Annotated in this window: 14 protein-coding genes and 2 pseudogenes; 6 read left to right on the forward strand and 10 right to left on the reverse strand. The window is 48.9% G+C overall.

The genetic code is table 11. The features are described 5' to 3' along the window. Positions 1–17: 17 nt before the first annotated feature. On the forward strand, positions 18–761 hold the full coding sequence (gene yaaA, locus LACSTY_RS09920) for a peroxide stress protein YaaA (RefSeq protein WP_087912520.1): 744 nt from the start codon (positions 18–20) through the stop codon (positions 759–761). Positions 762–1,098: 337 nt separating this feature from the next. On the opposite strand, the gene LACSTY_RS09925 is transcribed toward yaaA, so the two are convergent. Then, on the reverse strand, positions 1,099–3,678 hold the full coding sequence (locus tag LACSTY_RS09925) for an ATP-dependent DNA helicase (protein ID WP_087912521.1): 2,580 nt from the start codon (positions 3,676–3,678) through the stop codon (positions 1,099–1,101). Between the two features lie 40 nt (positions 3,679–3,718). Further along, positions 3,719–4,324 carry a hypothetical protein gene (locus LACSTY_RS09930; RefSeq protein ID WP_191981856.1) on the reverse strand — a complete coding sequence of 202 codons (606 nt, stop codon included), beginning with the start codon at positions 4,322–4,324 and terminating at the stop codon, positions 3,719–3,721. Positions 4,325–4,785: 461 nt separating this feature from the next. On the opposite strand from LACSTY_RS09930, the gene LACSTY_RS09935 reads away from it, so the two are divergent. Beyond that, positions 4,786–5,400: a WxL domain-containing protein gene (locus LACSTY_RS09935; protein ID WP_087912522.1), complete on the forward strand. Its 615-nt coding sequence runs from the start codon at positions 4,786–4,788 to the stop codon at positions 5,398–5,400. Between the two features lie 584 nt (positions 5,401–5,984). On the opposite strand, the gene LACSTY_RS09940 is transcribed toward LACSTY_RS09935, so the two are convergent. From LACSTY_RS09940 to LACSTY_RS09970, 7 genes are all read right to left on the reverse strand, one after another. Next, a complete protein-coding gene (locus tag LACSTY_RS09940; RefSeq protein WP_087912523.1) occupies positions 5,985–6,797 on the reverse strand; it encodes a PfkB family carbohydrate kinase in 813 nt (270 codons plus the stop codon). A 596-nt stretch (positions 6,798–7,393) separates the two neighbouring features. Then, positions 7,394–7,576 (reverse strand): hypothetical protein, encoded by a 183-nt coding sequence (locus tag LACSTY_RS09945; protein WP_151901589.1) that lies wholly within the window; start codon positions 7,574–7,576, stop codon positions 7,394–7,396. Positions 7,577–7,837: 261 nt separating this feature from the next. After that, the gene (locus tag LACSTY_RS09950; protein ID WP_087912525.1) at positions 7,838–9,394 is read right to left on the reverse strand and encodes a hydantoinase/oxoprolinase N-terminal domain-containing protein; all 1,557 of its coding nucleotides are present in this window, start codon (positions 9,392–9,394) and stop codon (positions 7,838–7,840) included. Positions 9,395–9,396: 2 nt separating this feature from the next. Beyond that, the gene (locus tag LACSTY_RS09955; protein ID WP_087912526.1) at positions 9,397–10,482 is read right to left on the reverse strand and encodes an S-methyl thiohydantoin desulfurase family protein; all 1,086 of its coding nucleotides are present in this window, start codon (positions 10,480–10,482) and stop codon (positions 9,397–9,399) included. A 32-nt stretch (positions 10,483–10,514) separates the two neighbouring features. Then, the gene (locus LACSTY_RS09960) at positions 10,515–11,765 is read right to left on the reverse strand and encodes a cytosine permease (protein WP_087912527.1); all 1,251 of its coding nucleotides are present in this window, start codon (positions 11,763–11,765) and stop codon (positions 10,515–10,517) included. A gap of 445 nt (positions 11,766–12,210) precedes the next feature. Further along, positions 12,211–13,758, reverse strand: a complete 1,548-nt coding sequence (locus tag LACSTY_RS09965; protein ID WP_087912528.1) for a PTS transporter subunit EIIC — start codon at positions 13,756–13,758, stop codon at positions 12,211–12,213. Between the two features lie 18 nt (positions 13,759–13,776). Then, positions 13,777–14,481, reverse strand: a complete 705-nt coding sequence (locus LACSTY_RS09970; RefSeq protein ID WP_087912529.1) for an N-acetylmannosamine-6-phosphate 2-epimerase — start codon at positions 14,479–14,481, stop codon at positions 13,777–13,779. A 147-nt stretch (positions 14,482–14,628) separates the two neighbouring features. Here LACSTY_RS09970 and LACSTY_RS09975 point away from each other — a divergent pair, with 147 nt between their 5' ends. Next, positions 14,629–15,444 (forward strand): MurR/RpiR family transcriptional regulator, encoded by an 816-nt coding sequence (locus LACSTY_RS09975; RefSeq protein ID WP_087912530.1) that lies wholly within the window; start codon positions 14,629–14,631, stop codon positions 15,442–15,444. Between the two features lie 137 nt (positions 15,445–15,581). Next, the gene (locus LACSTY_RS09980; protein ID WP_087912531.1) at positions 15,582–16,037 is read left to right on the forward strand and encodes a PTS sugar transporter subunit IIA; all 456 of its coding nucleotides are present in this window, start codon (positions 15,582–15,584) and stop codon (positions 16,035–16,037) included. Positions 16,038–16,149: 112 nt separating this feature from the next. Here LACSTY_RS09980 and LACSTY_RS09985 read toward each other — a convergent pair whose 3' ends face one another. Next, positions 16,150–17,799, reverse strand: a complete 1,650-nt coding sequence (locus tag LACSTY_RS09985) for a DUF6119 family protein (protein ID WP_161492244.1) — start codon at positions 17,797–17,799, stop codon at positions 16,150–16,152. A gap of 245 nt (positions 17,800–18,044) precedes the next feature. Between LACSTY_RS09985 and LACSTY_RS09990 the strand changes: the two are divergent. Together LACSTY_RS09990 and LACSTY_RS09995 are read left to right on the forward strand one after the other, a co-directional pair. Continuing rightward, positions 18,045–19,425 (forward strand): annotated as a pseudogene (locus LACSTY_RS09990) (IS4 family transposase). 146 nt (positions 19,426–19,571) lie between these two features. Continuing rightward, positions 19,572–20,983 (forward strand): annotated as a pseudogene (locus LACSTY_RS09995) (IS5 family transposase). Positions 20,984–21,100 lie beyond the last annotated feature (117 nt).

The raw sequence follows: 21,100 nt of genomic DNA on the forward strand, positions 1-21,100 counted from the left end.
AAAGTTTGGTTTTATCAATGAAATTCATCATCGCCCCGGCCAAGAAAATGGTGGTCGCCCAAGACGATTTCCCGGTCCAGAGCCAGCCGCAGTTTCGTGATCAGGCGGAAATGTTGCTTAAGCAGATGCAGCAACTGACACAAGCGGAAATGCAGGTGCTGTGGCAAACCAGTGACCGCCTGACGCAGGAGGCTTATCAACAGTTGCAGACAAGCGACGTCACGCGCCAGCAGTCACCGGCTATTTTCAGCTATGTCGGCATTCAATACCAATACATGGCACCTGATTTGTTAGATGACGCGGGTTTGGGTTACATTCAGCAACATCTGCGCATTTTGTCCGGCCTATATGGCATTCTGCGGCCATTCGACGGCATTGTCCCTTATCGTCTGGAAATGCAAACGCGCTTGGCCATACCGCCTTACCATCATTTATACGATTTCTGGGGCGATCGGCTTTATCAGGCGCTGGCAACCATCCCCGGCCCGATCATTAACTTAGCCTCCGATGAATACGCCAAAACCATCCGCCCTTATTTACAGCCGGATGACACCTTCATCGACGTCCGCTTTGCTCACTTAGTTAACGGCAAGCTCAAAACTCGCGCCACTTATGCCAAAATCGCTCGCGGCGAAATGGTCCGCTATGCGGCGATGCATCAAATTTCGACAGTCGCGGAATTGACGCAGTTTGATTCGCCGACTTATCGTTACGATCCGGAGCGTTCGACGGGGACGGAATTGGTTTTTGTGGCGAAGTAGGTCGAACACTGGGCAACCAGATGCAACGCAAGAATCTGACGACAATCTGGATAGTAATTCTGGCAAAAGTCTTTCAACTTGCTTGATCCCAGACTGTATCAAAGATTGTAGTCAATTTGTTCCATGCCGTGCCAAACTCCGCAATCTCCGGCCATCTGGGGCTGGAACGGGGTGGGCACCATCTGGCCTCCGATTGCTCCGCTTTGGCACTACGATTCGCACAGTTTACTCTATTATTTTCTTTACAAACGAAAATGACCGCACGCCGATAAGAAATGCGATCATTTTTAGTGTATACTCGTAAATTATGTCTCTGCTAATTACTTGCTAATTCGCGTCAACGTTCCCCAGTCGCCCTTTTCACCGGCAGCTTGGCAACTTCCCGGACAACCTGATTGAGAATATCCAACTGCTCGGCGTACCGCACCGCAAATGGCTGGGTGGCGGCTTCGGGTTTGGCGGCGGTGACAGCAGCGCGGGGCTGAATGCCTTGGTGCCGCTGGTGATCCAGCCAGGCCAGGATTTGCTCGAACGTGAAGCGACTGAAAGTGTCCGCCGTTAATTGCCCGGAAAGCAGACTGCCGAGTAGGTCATGGCGGGAGTCAATCGGATATATTTTGGTGCGCGCCAGCAAGACTCGAAAATCGCCAAAAAAGATAAACTGTGATTGGGTTCGTGTCAGCGCCGTATAAAAACTCTGTGCATTTAGCATGCGATCCGCACCGTTGACGATCGCAATCACCGTATCAGCCTGGCCACCCTGCGCCTTGTGCACCGTAATCGCATACGCCAGCGTCAACGCACGCGGCACACTGCCGAAACTGTAATAACAATATTGATCGCCGACCTGAACCACCAGAAAATGCCGCTTGGGATCGATATGGGCCACAACGCCCGTATCGCCATTGGCCATGATCGTCTCACGCCAGCGCTTCGTTCCGAATTCATCGGTTTTCTGTAGGCCATTTTCACCTAACACAGCGCGGCGTTCCCAGGTTTTCGGGTCAACCAAGGCCACATGTTTGTCATTTTTCAAAATCATCACCCGGTCGTTAAGACGCAGGTGGTGTTTTTGATTGGTAACCGGATCGACGTAGCTGCTGACGTACTCGGGCTCGCCCGCCTTGGCAGGGTTAACCAGCGCCTGCAGTTCCGCATTAAAGCGCAAGCGTCCGGTCGCGCCGATGTTCTTATTGACAATCAGCAACTGCGAATCCGGCTGGTGGCCATGCTTGGCAAGCGCCTCTTGATACGCCTTGATGCCGGCGTCGAAAACCCGCCCGGCATCGCGTTGGTTATACAATGCCACATTGCCACTTACATATCGATCATCATCCGGCCCAAAAGGCAACGCCAACCGATCACGAATGCGGTTAGCCAGCGCCAACACACCTGACTGGCTGTCCTGCCGATAAACCCGGGTCAGCGTTGTTGCCGCAACGTGTTCGTCCGCCAGACAATCTTTCAAAAAGTTTCCTGGACCAATCGGCGGCAATTGAAACACATCACCCACGAACAGGACGTGCGCCTTCTTGAAGTTCACATTTTTCAACACCGTATACGCAAGCGGCGTCGTCAACATCGAACTCTCATCCACAATAATCAACCGCGCATCGCCAAACGTCTCCCAGTCAGCTTCAGAATCAAACCGATCGAGTTCTTCACCCGGTAAAAGATGCAGATACGCGTGAATCGTGGCAGCTGGTTCATGGGTATAGCGCGCCAGCACCTTTGCCGCACGACCAGTTGGCGCCAGCAGCACACTTTTCCCTTTAGCTTGCGCATTGAAAAAGTGCACCAGCAGATTCGTCAGCCAGGTTTTCCCGGTGCCAGCACTGCCATTGAGCACGCTTAGCCCATGTTGATTCACGTTTTGAAAAGCGGCTCGCTGCTGATCGTTGATGACCAGCTGGTGGCGATCCAAAAATTTGTCCAATTTTTCGTCCAACTCGGCCGGCTTGATCAAAGGTTCAGCCGTTTTCTGGGCCACGGCCATAATCCTAGCAACCGAGCCTTCTGTCGCAAACATGTCGCAGCTGGTGACCAAATCGTACTGTTCGTTCAGCAGAAAACCATACGCCAACGCTTGTTTAGGGTCAGCGAACATGGTTAAGTCATCTGTACTGACGCCCAATAAGGTAGCTGCCTGCTCCTTGAACCAAGTAATCGTAATGTAAGTCAGCCCCTGCGTCAGCACCGCCGTACGGAAAATATATTGCAGCCCGGCTGCGAGTCGGTGCGGATCATTCGACGCCACTCCCCGACTTTTCGCAAAGGCATCGACCTTCTTGAAATCGAGTTGGGCCACCTGCATCAAAACATACGGATTGGCATCCACGTGTTGCATGGCCAACTCGGCATCTTTATAGGCTAACCAAATCTTTTCGTAAGTCATGGAGCTGAGCGCTTTACCCCAGTGGTTCGCTAACACCGCGACTTCAAGCTTACCGCGAATGGCAGTAGCAATTTTTTGAATCGTCGCCGGCCCAACGCCGGGAATTTTCGCCGTCTTAATGTCATCTTTGGAAAAAAGGGTCAAAATCGGCGCGTCATCCGCAAAATAATCGTGCAGTCGGCGCAAAACCGTGGGCTGATGGACCAGCAGCGTGTCGATCAGCTGCCACTGTCGCCGCGGTTCTTTGGGCAAGCCAAAATGCAGCCGCGCAACCTTATAGGAAGGTTTGCGGTAGCGTAGGGAATCGGCGTCATCATAGACCAAGTCGGCCGTGATGATGGCCCGGCGATTGTAATAGCCCATATCGCCCGTCACAGTGACTTCCTGCGTCAGCGTCATTTTCAACTTAGGATTCGGATTTAAAATTCGGACAGCATAAACTTTATAATCACTGCTGTCGCTGTTAAACAGTAACTTAATAATTTGCAGGTCGACATTTTCATAAACTTGGGCTTGCTCCACGGTACACCAGCCTCCTTTCCGTCAAATTTTGCAGCAAATATCACAATTGCATCCGAAGCTTTGTCGTTTCATGGGTGGCATCGCGATCCAGCTTGGTGGCAATGCGAAACCGAAAATCAGGCGGCAGTGTCTTGAGTTGTTGCTGCGCCCATTGCTGAAGAAACGTGGCTTGATGGCGCGGTTGGTAGAACGTTAAGTCATGGCGGTGGGTGCTGTAAACCACCACATCTTGGCGTTCATGCTGCGCCGCCCACTGCAACGCCGCCACCAACGCGACCAGCCCAGCGGAAGGAACGTAGAAATTACGCGCCGGTTTATAATCATCCGGCGTCAACTCAGCATTGGCTGGCGCATCAGCATACGCCAGCTCCTTAATCGCATCATCCAAAAATTGCGTATGCCGCACTAATACGTGGTCCGCTGCATCGGTTACCTTGATGCCAAACCGATTGCCATTCAAATCATTCATCCACGCCAAATAAGCCTTCGTCTGGGCGGGAAAATCCGCCTGCTCGACTTCTTTTTGAAGATTCGCCATCCCGCGCTGCAGCAAAACACCTTTTGCCGTCACGCCATTCGGTAATTTGATCAACTGCTGGTGCTCAGGCGATGTTTGATCGGGTTGTTCATGCTTTTCTGTCATCATTGCCTCACTTCTCAATAAGCTTACCTGCGCAGGCGACGGGATGCAAACTGGGCGCTATTTAGTAAGCACAAAATTATCTTTTCAACATTTGCAAATTCGCCATATCGGCAAAATCCCGGGTTAGGTCGGCTCACATTGAAACGCCATGTTTCTCAGCATTCTCCGTAAGTCTAAGTTCGTTCTTCAATTACTCTTTTAATAAATACGTGAATTTGTTCTTGATTCTCAATGTAAGTCGCAATTTTTGACAATTATTTTACCAAATTTGAGACAATTAACGGCTTTTTTGCGCTGTTCAGTTTTAATCTCCATCATGGTTTGCAGAAAATTGCTGCTAGACCGGTTTTGGGTAATTATTCACAATATTAACGAAACAGATTAATTAACTTAACAAGTATCTTGTATACAATTAAAAGTGTTCCAAAGAGTTTTTCATTTTGACATTGTCTGGGGGGACTTTTATGTCAAAGAAACGTTGGATCAGCGGAATCACTTTTGCTGGCCTTCTAGTAGGGAGTTTGACAACCGGCTCCGTCGTTTTAGCTGCAGACGAAGATACCGGAACGACTAATACGTCAGTCACAGTAACCGGTGGCACCATTGGGCTTTCCGCACCAAGCGCGCTCGCTTTTCCCGGTGTCACGGTTGAAAGTATTGTAAAAGGCAATGTGAACGACCCAGTTACCACTGCCGATAGTTCACTGCTGACGGTGAGCGATTTTCGCGGTACCGGCGCGGGCTATACGGTTTCGGCAAAAGAATCACCGATTACGAATGGTAGTGGTGCGACACTGAAAGGCGCCTTTGTTCAAATGGTGCCCGACACTTTGGTAACGCCTAACGCTGCGGCGCCAGCATGGACAAAGTCGGTTGATTTGACAACAAGCGATCAGCCGCTATTTGCAACCAGCACGGGCCAAGACGGCGGCGGGATCACGAGTTATGACCTCAACAAAGTCACATTGGACGTACCTGAGGACAACGATGTTAAAGCCGGTAACTACAGCGGGGTCATTACCTTTACGCTGACGCCCGGCCAGCCGGCACAAGCCGCAACGTCCAATCCAGTTCCGTAAAAACGCGACCGCAACGACTGATTAATGAAGGGATAGACGTTTAGTCACGCCCATTCCCCCCGATGATCTGCCTTGAACAGAAGGGAGGTGGTCACCGGCGACCGCAATGCATCAATATTTTAAAGCAGGCGCGGGGCTGATCCTGATCACGTCAGCCACACCCGCCTTTGAGACCGCAATCGACCTAACTGTTGGTAAAGGTTTAGGGTAAACTTTCTCACATTTCCTCTGGACCGCCGAATCGGCTTTGGGGAGCCGAGGATGGCCATGGGGTTTTAGGAACAAGAATTAAATAGTTAAGTTAATGCTCAGCTTAAGGTTGGCCACCCGCCTTCCTCCGTGACTGCCAAGTTGCGACAAAAGTTAGATCAAGACTAACGCGCCGTCAACAGAACTTGGTCAGGCCACGACTGAGACGCTCGCAGTCTATATTGATCAAATCTAAAAAATGATCACAGACTAACCACGTCAAGCTACAAAGGAGCCGCCGATTACAAGTCGGCGGCTCTTTCGTCTGCACAAAGATATTTAAAGGTCAGTCTGGAGGAAATTTTACGCAAATAAACACGTCCACACTCGCAGCGTCACGCAATCAACGCCGCCCCATGCCCAAACGACCCCGGCACACGCACCTGTGCCGACGAAAACTTCGTGGCATGACTCAACGACTCCGAAACTTTCGCATCAAGCGTTGGCTTCGCGGAGGAATAAAGCGTGGCTGCAAACGAAGTAATATACGCATCCCCTGCCCCTAACGCATCCACCGCTTTAACGCCAAGCGCCTGCTGCCAAGACATCGTATCCTTGACCAGCGCCGCCGAGCCGCGAAGTCCCCGCGAGCAAACCACCTGATCGCAACCAGCTGCCGCAACCCGCCGGCACAGAGCCTCCACATCATCATCAGACTTGGCTTTTCCGGAAAGATACGCAAGGTCAATCTGCGGCGCAATTTTTTTGAACACCCGATCGTCATCAATCGTTGAAAAGTCATAAATTTTAGGCGCCGTGATGGCTGACAAAAAGGCATCAGCACCACTTTCGTTATTCAAGTAGACTAAATCAAAAGTATTAATGTACGCGATATCATCAGGGCTCAACTGAAGCTCCTGAACCGGTTCGCCAACTGTTTTCTGGCGTTTGCCGTCACTGAGGCGCATCGTTGTGAAGGCATTAGGGCCGTCGTACTGCAGCGAATGGCTGATATCAACCCCAAGTTCGCTAAGCGTCCGCCGCGCAAAATCACCGCGCGCATCATTACCAAACGTGCCAAGGTAAGCAGCCTCAAGCCCCATCATAGTCGCAAAAACCGCCGTATTGGCAGCATGGCCGCCAAGAAACATCTTCTTGTCTGCTGGATAAAGGTCAACGACATTGTCTCCGATCGCGATGATTTTCAAGAGTCTTTCCTTCTTTCCCACACGAAGCGACATCAGTTGTGTCAGTGCAAGGATAACTGGCAATAGCACTACTAAGGCAAGTTTACCACAGGTTGTTAGAGGGAGGCGGCTTGCTTCATGATAGCAAAAACGATAGCCGGAATCCCTCCTCTAAGTGGAACGGACGACGGTAGCCATGCAGTGGCCTCATCCACCCACACGCCCGTCAGTTGCAGCGGGTGAAAAAAATAGCCGTATCCCCTACCCGGGATACGGCTATTGTGCTCTCATGACTATTAGAATTCTTTGTCTTGTCGCTACAAATACAGTATCACGAGATTTCAAATAGATCAATTTTCAGGGATGTAAAAGTTGACATTTTTGGGAGAACAAAAAACAACGGATCATTGGATGCTGCTGAAGAACTCGATAAAATGCAAGTTAGGTAGTTGTGTGGTTTTCAATCCCACTTTTCAGCATATATTCGCCATAATGTAGTATGCCAATCCTAAATAAGCAGTAAATGTTAGCTTATTGTGGTGATCTGTGTTCCAAAGAAGACTTTTCTAGTAGTCTCGCTAAGTGCCATTCTTTAGTTTATCGAATTTTGTGGTAACCTAACTTGTTCGCCGATAACCACTAATGATATAAGTGGCGGCGCTGGCGATGACAAGCGTGATGCCAAGGATGCCAGTTGCTAGATTGTTCGCGACTTTGGCAGGTGTCAACCACCGAACAAGTATCAACGTTGCTATCAATAGCAGGCTTCCAGCTAATTTCCACTTTTTTCTAACCATCATCCACCGTCCTAACTGCCAGCCGCTGATTGTTGACTATCAGTTTATTTATACGCGCGGCTTGTAAAGGAACTGTGGTGGTTTTGCAAAAATTGAATATCGATTGTGTAAATGAACCGCTTATTTTCTTGCCAGTATTATTAGTTCCTTCATAAAGGCTAATGTCTTAAAAACCCCATCATTGATCAATTGCAAATCAATTAATGACAAGGCTTATTAAGTCTCTAATACGAATTTTTGGCGCTACCTTCGCAATAGCCTTTTTTACCGCGCCAAATTCCCAACCACCTTGATCTTCACCCGATTTGCATTCTCCGGATGGTAGGCCAGCGGCACCTCATCGACTTCGACCACTTCAATCGTGGCTTCATCTGCACCTGATTCGATGGCCGCGGCGATTGCCTTTTTCTTGGCGTCGGCCATGGCTTGATCGCGCGGGATCTGGTTGTATGGATAAATGCGGCCATATTCGCCGGAGACCTGGCTGATCGAAGCGCCGATCGCATTGGCCACGCCGCCGAGCGGATCGCGTACCAGCTTGCCGACGCCGTCCAGATGTCTCGGCGCAATAATCGCACCGCCGCCAACCAAAATGACGGTGGCCGGCTCGGCGCTGGTTTTCATTTTATCAATAGCCACTGCAATCATCTCGCCGATGGTCTTTAACGCAGCTTGGGCAAACTTAAGCGGAATTTGCTTCACCAGCTCGGGATCGCCAACCTCGGACAAGCCGAGGCGCACGGCAATGTCGGTCGCGGTGATGATATTGCCGCCAAAGGTCAGCGCCTTGTCGGTAATTTGGTAGCCGACAGAATCCGGCCCGACCGCGACACTACCATCGCGCTGCTGGCGGACGATGGAACCGCCGCCCAAGCCGATTGACATAATATCTGGCATCCGGAAGTTCGTCGCCACGCCGCCAACGGTCACCGCAATCGACGACTCGCGCGGGAACCCGGCTTGCAGCACGCCCAGGTCAGTCGTCGTCCCCCCAATGTCGACCACAATCGCATTTTTCAGGTGCGACAGATACGCCGCGCCGCGAATACTGTTCGTCGGCCCGGAGCCAATCGTCAGAATCGGAAAATGCCGGGCATACGTGGCTGTCATCAAGGTGCCATCATTTTGGGTCAGATATAACGACGCATGCTTAATGCCTGATGCCGCCAGCGCCTGTTCGAAGCCGTCCACGGTATTTTCGATGACGCGGAAAAGGCCGGCGTTCAGGATTGCGGCATTTTCGCGTTCGATTAAGCCGAGCGAGCCGACTTCATGCGACATCGTGACCGGAAAATCGGCGCCATAAGCTGCGTGCACGAGATCAGCGGCCTGCTGCTCCTGATCGACCCGCAAAGCAGCAAACACCCCGATGATGGCAATCGAGTCGACTTCCCCGCGCCACTGCTCCAACACTGCGTTGATTTCAGCAGGATCGAGTTCGTTCAGAATCTGTCCGTCATACTCGTAACCACCTTTGACGATTGCGTACTTACCTGACAATTTGTTCACCAAATCCTCCGGCCAGGCCGTGTACGGCGGAATCGCCTCGGTCGCTGGATACGCCAGGCGCAATACACCGACGCGGGCAATATGCTTACGCTCCACAATCGCATTTGTAATTTGGGTGGTTCCAAGCATGGCCTTGCTGATTTGATCGCGGTCAAGAGGCTGATCAGCCAGCACCGCTTGAATGGCGTTGCTAATACCGGTTTGAATGTCCTTGGTCGTGTGACGCTTAACCGAATTAATCACGTGATGCTGGTCGTCCAAAAGAATCGCATCCGTATTTGTGCCACCGACGTCAATGCCTAATCGATACATACTTAGCCCTCCTTCACCAATTCTTCAACCGGTCGATAATCATAATCGAAGCCAAAGTAACGTGGTCCGGCCGTTTTAATGCCTGCTTCCGTCCGCCAGCGCGCATCTGCCGGGGTGGCCAACACTTTCACGCGCTTACCGTATTTAATGACCTCAGTCGTGACCGGCAATAACGTATCGGCATCGACAATTTCAATCAGATCAGGCGTCATGACCATCGGCTTCCCGTTGCGCAATGCCAAAAGATTCTCGTTTTGAATCAAAACACTGAGATGCTGATCCTGAAAATCGTTGAAGCCATCAATTTTAATATCGCCAACGTTAAAGCCGCGCTCGGTGCGCCGCTCGACATCAATGACTTTTCCTTCAAAAATTAAATGCCCATTCGTGACCTCAAGAATTTCCGCCAGCGCTTTGGCCGGATTCAGATGGGCATCGCGAATCCGCAAGCCGACCTGTTCGCACAGCGTGACAATACCGCGAATCCCGTTTTGCTTAATCTGCGCGCCACTCGAAGGATACAGTGCCACCGTCGCACTGCCGCCCATCTCCACGGTTTGGACCCGGGCCAAGCGTTCCGCCCACTTCGCGTCAATTGTCTTGATCACGCCGGCGTTGCCTTTTTCATCGGTGATCACCATGGGCGTTGCTGCCACGCCGCCTAGGTAGAACGTCACCATCTGTAGTTCGGGAAATGCCCGTCCCATGCCGTCGCAGTCGACCAAGGGGATGCCTAGCGACGCCGCCAATGCAATCGGCACCATCGAGTTCACCCCGCCTGCCTGCATCGGAAATGTGCCGACGAAGCGATGCCCGGTATACTGACTCAGCATGGTGAAAACCCGCTCAAACTCGTCACCCTTGGGAATCTTCTCCATCATCACAGCCGGTGCCCCCATAATCGCCGCGGGACAAAAATAATCATCATCGCTGATTTCGGACACATCCAGCAGCTTCACAGGACCATTTTTCTTAATAGCTTCCAGCGCCATCAACTTGCCTAAAAAGGGATTGCCACCGCCGCCTGCGCCAAAAAAGGCCGCGCCAGTCGCGATGTTTTCGATTGATTCTTCGTCTAATAACCGCATAATTGCCTCCTTAACATTCACCAATACACGTTTTAGTCCAATTCAGAAGCTTTATCCCACTCCGGATGCAACTTCGCGCCGGCGTAATAAAGCACAAACGCGAAGATGATGCCCAACACCGGAATATTCGGGATGGCCGGCCAGACAACCGGCAACACGCCAACGACCGCGCCTAATGCCCACGCAGCTAAACCAAGCCAGTTCACACCGGACACCGGCTGCCAGCTGTGCAAGTCACCGTGATGAATCACCCAATAAGACGCCGCCATCGCACCAGCCACCGGCGGAATCATGGCAGAAAAGATGTTCATCACTGGCTCGAAATAATTCAAAATGCCGATAATCGACAAAATCGTGCCGCCCACGCCGACCAGAAACAGCGTCAGTTTGCGATACTTTTCCGGGATGTTGAAAATATTCGCGACGGCAATTCCGCCAGAATAAGCATTCACCACGTTGACCTTCCACGTGCCTAAAATCAGCGCCAAGCCACCGATGACCGGCGAGCCGATTTTCATGAAAAGGCTGCTAATGTCATTCGACTTAAACACAATCGTCAGCACCGCGCCAACTGCAATCATCAAGACACCAGCGGGAATGACGCCGAAAATCGCCGCCTTCACCACATCGCTACGCTTTTTGGAAAACTGCGCGTAATCCCCGACAATGACGCCGGCCATCGCAAACGAACCAACTGTGGAAGAGAAGCCATTGACAAACGACACCGTGCCGCTCGGATGATACGCCGCAATCGTCGCCGCTGCGTCCTGCTTAGCAAACGCGAACCACAGGCCATACAGAATGACGATCACCAAATACGGAACGGCGACATACGCAAGCAGCCGAATCAGCTTCACGCCATACATCGCCGTCACCACCATCAGCAACCCTGTCAACAGCGAAGCGAGCCAGGCGGGAATCGGCAAACCCAGATACTTCAACAAGTTCGCCACCGCCAAACCGCCAACATTCGCCTGAATGCCAAACCACCCCAACGCCGCAATTGCGATGATAATCGAAATCACTTTCGACGACCCAACTTTTCCAAACACCTGTTGCGCCACCACCACCGCCGGCTTACCTTGATCAACACTCTGCATCCCCTGCGACACCATCATCAAGACGATGAACCCATACCCGGCCAACCCGGTCAAAATTGCGGCCGGAAGCGACATCCCGGAAACCAGGCTGCCACCCAGAATCAGACTGGGAATCGAGACCAACGCCCCACAAAGAATCATGGCTAAACCGAACCAAGTTTGATCACGTTTGTTTTCTTCCATACTCGGCACCTCACATATTTTTCTAATAATTGCGGATTTTTCAGCTGGATTCTCGGGTAAATTCGGAAGCCCGGCTGAAATGTAATGGTTTGATTATAGAATTATGAGATTCGTTGTCAATGGGTTCATTGGATTTTTAGGTTAAAAGTTGGTTGAATGTTTTGGCTGATGTGCGTGTGCTTATGATGTTTTGGTGGTGGTTGTGATCGTCTAGATGTCCTGTGTTTGCAAAGGCTTTTGTTAAAAGGTTTCTGCGGAAATTAAAAAAGGCCGAATCTGCTTATGATTTTTGCAAATTCGGACAGCTAAATTTTAATTTTGGTATAAAAGTCAATAGAGCAATCGAAAGGTAACTTGTTGGCCACTGCAAAACTTCGATTGAAACCGCGTCTATCAGATGGCAAATTGAAGACAGATTAACACTTTGACGACTTGCACCTCGTCACTAACCATCAATCCCCAAAATCGCATTAATCTCCTGACTATACAAATCCGACTTACCGCCAAAGACCGCCTGAACGCCGCCGCTGACTTCCAACACTGCGATCGCGCCAAGTTGCCTCATTTTCGTCTTATCAACTTTCGCGCTGTCAGCAACCGCCACGCGCAATCTGGTCGCGCAAGCTTCAACGGACTCGATATTCTGATGGCCGCCGAGCGCGTGAATGATCTGCATTGACTGCGCCGCCAGTCCCTGATCAGCCGATGTTGTTTTTGGCGAATCCGCCATACCGCCAGTCGGTGAAGGCACTGATTCGTCGTCCAAAACCACTTCCGCATCGTCACCCATACCCGGGATCATCACCCGAAAATGCGTGATGCAGAACCGGAAGACCGCGTAGTAAATCACTGCCCAAGCGAGACCGAATGGAATAATCAACATCCAGTGAGTTTTGTCCTGCCCTTGCAATACGCCAAACAACAGATAATCGATCAGCCCGCCGGAGAATGAATTGCCGATCCGGATGTTCATAATATCGGCAAAGTAGAAGGACAGCCCATCGAGAAAAGCATGAATCACGTAAAGCCACGGCGCGACAAACAGGAACGTATACTCAAGCGGTTCCGTAATCCCCGTTAGAAATGAGGTCAAGGCGCCGGAAAAATACAACCCGCCATTTTTCTTACGCCGCGTCTTCGGCAAAGATCGATACATCGCGTAAGCAGCTGCCGGAAGCCCAAACATCATGGTCGCAAACCGACCGGCAAAGAACCGCGTACCGTAAGTAAATAATCCGGTATGATTCGGATCCGCCAATTGCGCGAAAAAGATGTTCTGGGCACCGTTAACCGCATGCCCCGCGACCACTTCCGAACCACCCAAAGAAGTGTACCAAAACATCGGATAGATGGTGTGATGCAACCCCACCGCACCGGTCAACCGCAGCAGAAAGCCGTAAAAGAACGTCCCAATGCTCCCCATGGTGGCAATGCCTTTTCCCGCCGATGTCAAAACGCCTTGAATTGGCGGCCAGGTCAGATAAAAAGTCACACCCAGTAAAATTGCTGCAATCGACGAAATAATCGGAATAAATCTTGAACCGCCGAAGAATCCCAAAAACTGCGGCAATTCGATTTTCCGAAAATGATTGTGCAGATAAGCGACCACACCACCGACCACGATCGATCCCAAAACGCCAGTGTCAATCGTGGCATCTTTGGCCGAAAACATTTGCAGTAAGCCGCTAATTGTGGCGGTATAAACCAGAAAGGCCACCGCGCCAGACAGGCCTGCCGTTCCGCGATCACCTTTCGCAAGACCAACTGCCACACCGATAGTAAAAATCAACGCAATGTTGGCAAAGACAGCATTCCCGGCGAGATTCATGACTTTTAAAATTGTCTGCAACCACGCCTGGTCCAGAAACGGATACGCGGCCAGCGCGCCTTTATTGGTTAATGCCCCACCCAACCCAAGCAGCAAACCTGCTGCTGGCAGAATCGCAATTGGCAGCATAAACGCTCTGCCGAGTTTCGAAAACTGCTTAAACATTTTACGTCCTCCGTTTGTTTAATTTTTAGTAGTTGCGTCCAATGCCGCGACAAATCGCCGGGCTATTACCAGCGGACGGGTAATCGCACTCCCAACCACGATGCTCGTCACGCCCATCTGCTGAATACGCCGTGCCTCTTCTGGCGTATTGATATGCCCCTCCGCAATCACATCAATGCCTGCGTCAACCAGCTTTTGAATGAGTTCAAAATCCGGTCCATCGTGCTTACTACTTTCCGGTGTATAGCCGCTCAACGTTGTCCCCACAAAATCAATACCCGCGTTCCAAGCGTTGACCCCTTCTTCAAACGTTGAAATATCAGCCATAAACAACTGCTGCGGATATTTTTCTTTAATCTGCCGAATGAATTCATTAATCGTCAGGCGGTCATGCCGCGGCCGCAACGTGGCGTCTAGCGCAATCACCGCCACACCGGTCGCGACGAGCTGATCCACCTCGGTCATTGTGGCCGTAATAAACGGCTGTTCCGGCAAGTAATCCTTTTTGATAATGCCAATAATCGGCAAATCAACCGCTGCCTGAATCTCTTTGATATCGCGGACCGAATTCGCCCGAATTCCGACCGCTCCCGCCTTTGCAGCGGCCTTGGCAAAAAGCGGCATCACCCCACCGTTCGGACGATACATCGGCTCATCTGGCAATGCCTGGCAAGAAACGATCAGTCCATGGTGCACTTTTTGGATGAACGCTGTCTTCCTCATTCTCCATTTTCCTCCGTTTTTTATATTTTTGGATTTAAATTCCAAAAGAATCGTAGCATCTCCGCCAACTAATGTAAACGGTTAATTGGACATTTTCTCCAAAAAGTGTCAAAATTTGAAAAGAAAATGGAGGAGGCTTCCATACCTATGGCATACGCAGACATCATGCACAAGCATTACAACGAGCTCACCAAATCGGAGAAAAAAGTGGCCGATTATATCCTTTCGGTTGGGCAAAAAGTCATCTACGCCACGATGACAGACATAAAAAAAGCCACCCATGTAGGTGACGCGACCATCGTCAGATTCTGTCAAAAACTCGGCTATTCCGGCTTCACCGACTTCAAAATCGAAATCGCCAAAGAAGACTTCCCTAAAACCAACCCGGCGACATCCGACCACTACTACGACCACATCGCCCAGCATTTAAGCGACGCCATCAAGGCAACCGCCGCCCTCATCAAACCGGAAACCCTCCAAACAGCCATCCAGATGATGACCAACGCTACCCGCATCTGGATCTTCGGCGTCGGCGGCAGCGGCGAAGTCGCCCACTCCCTATCTTCGATCCTCCTTCGATCCGGACTAAAATGCACGCCAGAAGCCGATCCCCATTTCCAAGCCCAAATCGCCTCGCTCCTCAGCCCCACCGATCTAGTCATCGGCATCTCCTTATCCGGTAAAACCAAAGAAACCTATGATTCACTAAAAATCGCCCACGACAACGGCGCCAGGGTTGTTAGCATCACGAACACTACTGTATCACCCATTGCTCGGCTAGGTGATGTGGTTCTCCAAACTGCCATTGAAGAATTCCTTAATGGCGGTTCTGTCGCCGGAAGGGTCTCACAACTCTACATCTGCAATATCCTTGCCGAAGGATATGAACAGACTAACCACATAAACGCCCTAGCACTTAAAGAGAAAGTACTGCGATCAATTATCGATAAAAGTCTAGGCTAAGACTAAACCAGTTAATCAAGAAAGAAGATATAACTTATGCTCAAACTCTTCAATAAAAAGAAGAATCTCCTTCGTTACCCGGCTGATAGTACCGAACTACCCATCACCTCCGTCGCCGAGGAAGTATTTGCAAAAGAATGATGGGTGACGGCTATGCTATTAAACCCACTAACGATAATATCTACGTACTGATAACCAATGCTATTGTTTCTATCTTTCCCACCAAACACGCCATCAGCTTCAAGGCCGCTAATGATACCGAGATACTCCTTCATCTTGAAATAAACATCGTTGAACTAAAAGGTGCTCCCTTTGGCAATTCTGTTAAAACAGGCGAAAAGATTGAAGCTGGCACACTTTTGGGAACAATGGATCGAACGGTGAAAAGCACCGCTGGTATGGATGATACTTTGATTGTAGCCTTTACAAATCTGGAAGGTCGCAAACTGTCCGTGATTCGTGAAGCGTCCGTTGAGCATGGGGCGGCTTGGGGAAGCATTGGCATGGCAAAGGTGGCGCAGAAGCGGAAGACGGCTAAGTGTCAAAGTCTCGAAAGTTGCTTAATGCCAGTTAGTTCAGCAGCCACTAGGTAACCGAATTTAAATGCCATTTTGTCGGTTAAAGAGTTACATTAAAATACGTTAAGCTTTTAAAACTGATTAAATCACTCACAGTATTATCATACGTTAAATCCCATTGGAACGCTCAAAACTTTGGAGATTTAATTGGAGGCCATGCGATTTTCACCTTGTATCCCATCTCACGAAGACTATTTAACACTTCGGAGAAGCTGACCATTGAGAAAAAAGGTAATCTCGTATTTTTTCGTATAATTACAAAAACCAAGGTCACATCCGAATTCATTATGTCGTCTGAAAACACATCGGGATGAACTCCCAGCACATGGTTAACGAAATGTCGAAACTCACCAGTACCGTCCCTAGCAAGTAATTTTGCGGAAACTAATCCTTGAAGAAACAAATGACTTAGTGCTGCCGATGAGTCGCCTTTTTTTACGAAGAATAACTCTCTTCGACGCGTAATCACGTCTGCAGGTTCTTCTACACCTGCGAACCTGTTGCCCTGACTATTTTTAAAGTTAACCTTGTCAAATAGCCTGCCACCATCAATGCTTTTTGCAAGTTTAATATTGTAATCGCCTTCATTTTCATAACACAGTTTTCCTTTATTATCGTGTTTAGATGCTAATGCGGGCAGAGTCATCTCATATATCGGCACACTTTCAAGCTTCTCCTCTAAACTATTGTAAAAATCTTGTTTTACTTGATACCAACTACCATTAAATAGTAAATATCGATGCCCACCATCAATTAACTCAGCGAGAATACTTGAGTATAATGGCACGCTCACAACTACACCATTTTCATCTCTAGCATTCAGCTTTGAACGTCGAATCTTTTTTAATAATTGAGAGGGGCCATAATTCGAATCAGCATCAACTCGATGTTGAACGTACCACTTAATCTGTTTAACTGGTGTATCACCTGGAATATTTTTTAACAAATCGGTCGATAGCTCATCAACTGATTTATAATCAGGCCAAGCTACACCATATTCAAGATCGTCTGAGATCAATCTTTCCATAAGCATACTAGCAAGCTTATCTTTCAATCCACCAGAGGTAATTTGTGTCAATCGTGTCGCCCACTCTGCCATTCCGGAAGGATCAAGATATGCCTCTAAGTAAATTTTTAGATCATTTACGAGCTCCGACAAATCCATCAACCTTTTTGCTTTGAGTAACGAACCTCGTCCTTCTAACTTGGTCTCAACCTCGCCATTACGCCACGTTCCTGAAATACTGCTTGGAAACTCTGACTGTGAAGTGACTAATTGGCGCATCCCGCTATTCTTTGTACCCATATATTGTTTTTCCATTTGGATAATGGCATCAGAGATCTGCAGAGTTCCCGCTGATAAAACCCTAGAATCTGGAACCTTTTGTGCTGCAATATTTCGACCGAAGTCACTCTCATATTTAGAACTGTCTAGTAGTGATTCTCCGTACCCAAAAGCAATACTCATAAATCTAGTTTGGCCTTTTCGGGATGTTACTTTCAATACAATTACTGCTTTGGAATATCTGTTCTCGGGTATTTTGTTTTTACTCGCAATAAACGTTTCAAAGTCGTTTGCCCATTCCGGATGGCTTGGTTGATCGGTCAAGAAGAATGCCACGCCCTGACCATATTTTCTATCAATCACACTTACCTGGGCAGGACTACTCCCTCCCTCTCTGTATGCTCTCCTCAACACCTCCTCGTAATTTTCAATCTCGTTGGTATGCAGTCGAATAGAAATACTGTGTGGACTTTTTTTATTATTCTTCGCCAAAATCCCAACCTCACAATCAGCTTTAAAATTAACTTTAGAATATCAGCTTTAATTTAATAGTCAATATCTTCATGCAAAACTGTGTATAACTTCACGATTTATTGTTAATAAGCTGAAACTTGAAAGCTGATTTAAGTCTCAAAGTCCTGTTGCTGTAAGCTTTTTTAGCCAAAAAATAAACGCAAGGATCCCTCACGTTGTATACTCTAGGCGTCTAAACCAAGATACAAAGGAGACCTTGCGCTGTGAGTATTATAGAACATAATCGGGATAAAATGAGCCTTCAAAATACAATTTGTGATTTTCTTGCGATTTGTCACTTTTCTGGTCTGACACGGATGGTTAACTATCACCGTCATACCAAAGTTTCGTTCAAGGAGATTGTTGAGTGGCTCATTAAGGTTAAGTTTTTGGGCCGTTCGCTTTATCGGGCACCAGAAACGTCTGTTTTTAACAGTCGCAATGCCCGCAACGTGCTGAATGATGCACGGATCAACTGGCAACGATTGGTCTGTTTACTGGCAAAAGCACTCATCAAGTACCTGAAACCATTTGTCGATCATCGTCGTCGCTTTGCTTTCATTCTTGATGACACGCTGTTTTCTCACATTTTCTCAACCAAAACCGAGCTGTTGGCTTGGGTGTTTGATCATGACAAACACTGCTATCTTAACGGTTTTCGATCACTAACTTTGGCATGGAGCGATGGCAATATGCTGTTTCCTGTTAACTTCGCTTTGATGTCCAGCAAAAACAAGAAACAGCGAATTGGCGCTCAAGCCAAAACCCATGATCAGCGTTCTATCGCCGGGAAGCGGCGCTATCAAGCGCAACAAAAGATGACCGATGTTGCCGTAGCGTTGGTTCACCAAGCACTGAAAGTTGGCGTGGAGGCCAAGTATGTGCTGTTTGACAGTTGGTTTAGCTCACCGCTCATGTTCTGGCGATTGTCCAAACTTGGTTTAACGGGTATTGGCATGATCAAACGATCCAAGAAAGTTTACTACCAGTATCGTCACCGACATGAGACTGTCAAAAGCCTTTATGACCGGTTGCGTCATGCGCATCGTCGGCAGCGGGACCATTATTTGTATAGCGTGATTGTTCAGGCGCATGTCGAGACTGATCAGCACACTCGGGAATTCCCCTTGAAACTGGTTTACGTCACCAATCGTAAGCACAATGGCAATTACTTAGTCTTAGCTACCACAGATACCAGTTTGACACCGGATGAAATTGTGCAACTTTACGGTCGGCGTTGGCAGATCGAAGGTTACTTCAAAGTGGCCAAACAATATCTGCGTTTAGATCGGTCACAGATTCAAAACTATGACGGGCTCTGCGGCCATTTAGCGATGGTCATGACCAGTTATGATTTACTGGCTTGGCGACAACGTCAAAACGAAGACGAACGCACGCTGGGAGATCTCTTTTTCACGATGAACAAAGCCTTGCCGGATATTGCGGTTGCCCAAGCCATTATTTGGTTGATCGAGGCTTTGGCAAAATTAGGACGTGACCTAATTGACGTTTCTGAAAAAGCCATAAATAACGTTATTGACCGCTTCTTCACTTTTTTTACCCAAGAACCTGGTTGATTTTCTTGGAAATCCGACATTAGGATAAAAAATCCCGAAACAACCTGAAAAGGTCAGGCAGTTAAGGCAATTTGGAGCTTTCAAGTTTCAGTAAACACAGGCATAAATGTCTGAAAACCGCATGACACCGGCCATGGCGCTTGCAGTTTAGCCAACAATGATAGGAGAAGTCACATGGTTTATCGTAAAAAGACCGTTCAACGTTCATTTGAATCACTGGGAGAGGCACTAGGCACGCCTCTCAGCCCTAACAATCGTTGGGTCCGTTTGGCGGAAACCATTCCTTGGGCTGAAATGGAGGAGGTGTATCAGTCGGCCTTCCCTTCCAAATTGGGGCGCGCGGCTAAACCATTCCGACTCTTATACGGCGCACAAATGATCAAACAAAAGTGCGGCTGGTCAGATGTGCAACTAGTTGAAATGATTCGTGATACACCAGCGCTCCAGCACTTTGTCGGTATTGATACTTATGAGGCGAAACGTCCATTCGAGCCGTCCACCTTAACCAAGTTTCGCCACCGAATCGCGCCAATATCGGAACTGCTTCGGCAAGTTTCGACAGATCATATTCGGGAACGACTGGTCGCACATGGCGTCGATGTCAGTGAGTTGATTATTGATGCGACGGCAGTTCCAGTGAACATCAAGTTTCCCCAGGACACGCATTTTCTCAATCAAAGCCGGCTCAATCTTGAAGCAATGATCGACGATATGCGAAAGCAATTAAGGGTCGCACCACCGCGGACTTATAAGCGAAACGCCCAGAAAGAATGGACCAACTATTCGCGTCATCTCAAGCAGCAGCGCAAGCATCGCCGGACCATCATCCAGCACCAGCTGCAGTACGTAAAACGCGATCTGCGCTATGTCGAAGAACTCCTCGCACAAGGCGGCACGTTAACCGATTGGCAGACCCAGCGGCTTGAAACGATCCAAAAGGTTTACGTCCAACAACGCTACATGTTTGAAAATCAGACCCATCATGCCGAAGACCGAATTGTCAGTCTCGACCAACCGCTCATTCGACCGATTAAACGGAAAAGGCCAAGAACCCAACCGAGTTCGGCCCCAAAATCGATTTGTCTATGACAGGCGGTATTCTGGAACTTGAGAAGTTCGATTTCAACAACTTCAACGAAAGCAAAGACTTAAAAGCCGCCATTGACCACCACTGGGATATTTATGGAACCTTCCCCGAGCGCGTCTTGGTAGACAAAATCTACCGCACGATGGCTAATCGTGCTTATTGCAAGGAACACGGCATTGAAATGCTAGGGTCAAAACCAGGGCGTCCACCAAAACATCTTGATCCCGCTAAAAAGAAAGCCATGATTGAAGCTGAGAATCGCCGCGGCGCTATCGAACGGCACATTTCGCATTTGAAGTTTCAAGAGGGGCTTAGTTTGGTAAGGGCAAAACGCATTGAAAGCATCGCTGTCACCATCGATTTTGCCTTAGTGGATGCCAATCTTGATCTACTACTGGATCTTCTTGGTGTACCAATTTTAATTTGCGTTCATGATGGCCGCGAAACAGTCAATATTTTGTACCAAATGATGGGATCTGAGGTTAAAATGGCAGGCTAGTTCAGCAGCCACTACTTATTGCGTTCACTGTCTACTTTGCAATTCCTTGGTCCTTATTTGCGGGTGAAGACCCAATAATAGCATGGCTCAATGTTGCTAACTTTCTTGCTCTCTGGC

The sequence above is a fragment of the Lacticaseibacillus styriensis genome (assembly GCF_030770295.1).
Lineage (GTDB): Bacteria > Bacillota > Bacilli > Lactobacillales > Lactobacillaceae > Lacticaseibacillus > Lacticaseibacillus casei.

Bases quoted from the DNA above. Each gene is read 5' to 3' on its own strand.
- yaaA (WP_087912520.1), top strand. From the start codon at position 18: ATGAAATTCATCATCGCCCCGGCCAAGAAAATGGTGGTCGCCCAAGAC.
- LACSTY_RS09930 (WP_191981856.1), bottom strand. From the start codon at position 4,324: ATGATGACAGAAAAGCATGAACAACCCGATCAAACATCGCCTGAGCAC.
- LACSTY_RS09935 (WP_087912522.1), top strand. From the start codon at position 4,786: ATGTCAAAGAAACGTTGGATCAGCGGAATCACTTTTGCTGGCCTTCTA.
- LACSTY_RS09945 (WP_151901589.1), bottom strand. From the start codon at position 7,576: ATGATGGTTAGAAAAAAGTGGAAATTAGCTGGAAGCCTGCTATTGATA.
- LACSTY_RS09950 (WP_087912525.1), bottom strand. From the start codon at position 9,394: ATGTATCGATTAGGCATTGACGTCGGTGGCACAAATACGGATGCGATT.
- LACSTY_RS09955 (WP_087912526.1), bottom strand. From the start codon at position 10,482: ATGCGGTTATTAGACGAAGAATCAATCGAAAACATCGCGACTGGCGCG.
- LACSTY_RS09960 (WP_087912527.1), bottom strand. From the start codon at position 11,765: ATGGAAGAAAACAAACGTGATCAAACTTGGTTCGGTTTAGCCATGATT.
- LACSTY_RS09965 (WP_087912528.1), bottom strand. From the start codon at position 13,758: ATGTTTAAGCAGTTTTCGAAACTCGGCAGAGCGTTTATGCTGCCAATT.
- LACSTY_RS09970 (WP_087912529.1), bottom strand. From the start codon at position 14,481: ATGAGGAAGACAGCGTTCATCCAAAAAGTGCACCATGGACTGATCGTT.
- LACSTY_RS09975 (WP_087912530.1), top strand. From the start codon at position 14,629: ATGGCATACGCAGACATCATGCACAAGCATTACAACGAGCTCACCAAA.
- LACSTY_RS09980 (WP_087912531.1), top strand. From the start codon at position 15,582: ATGATGGGTGACGGCTATGCTATTAAACCCACTAACGATAATATCTAC.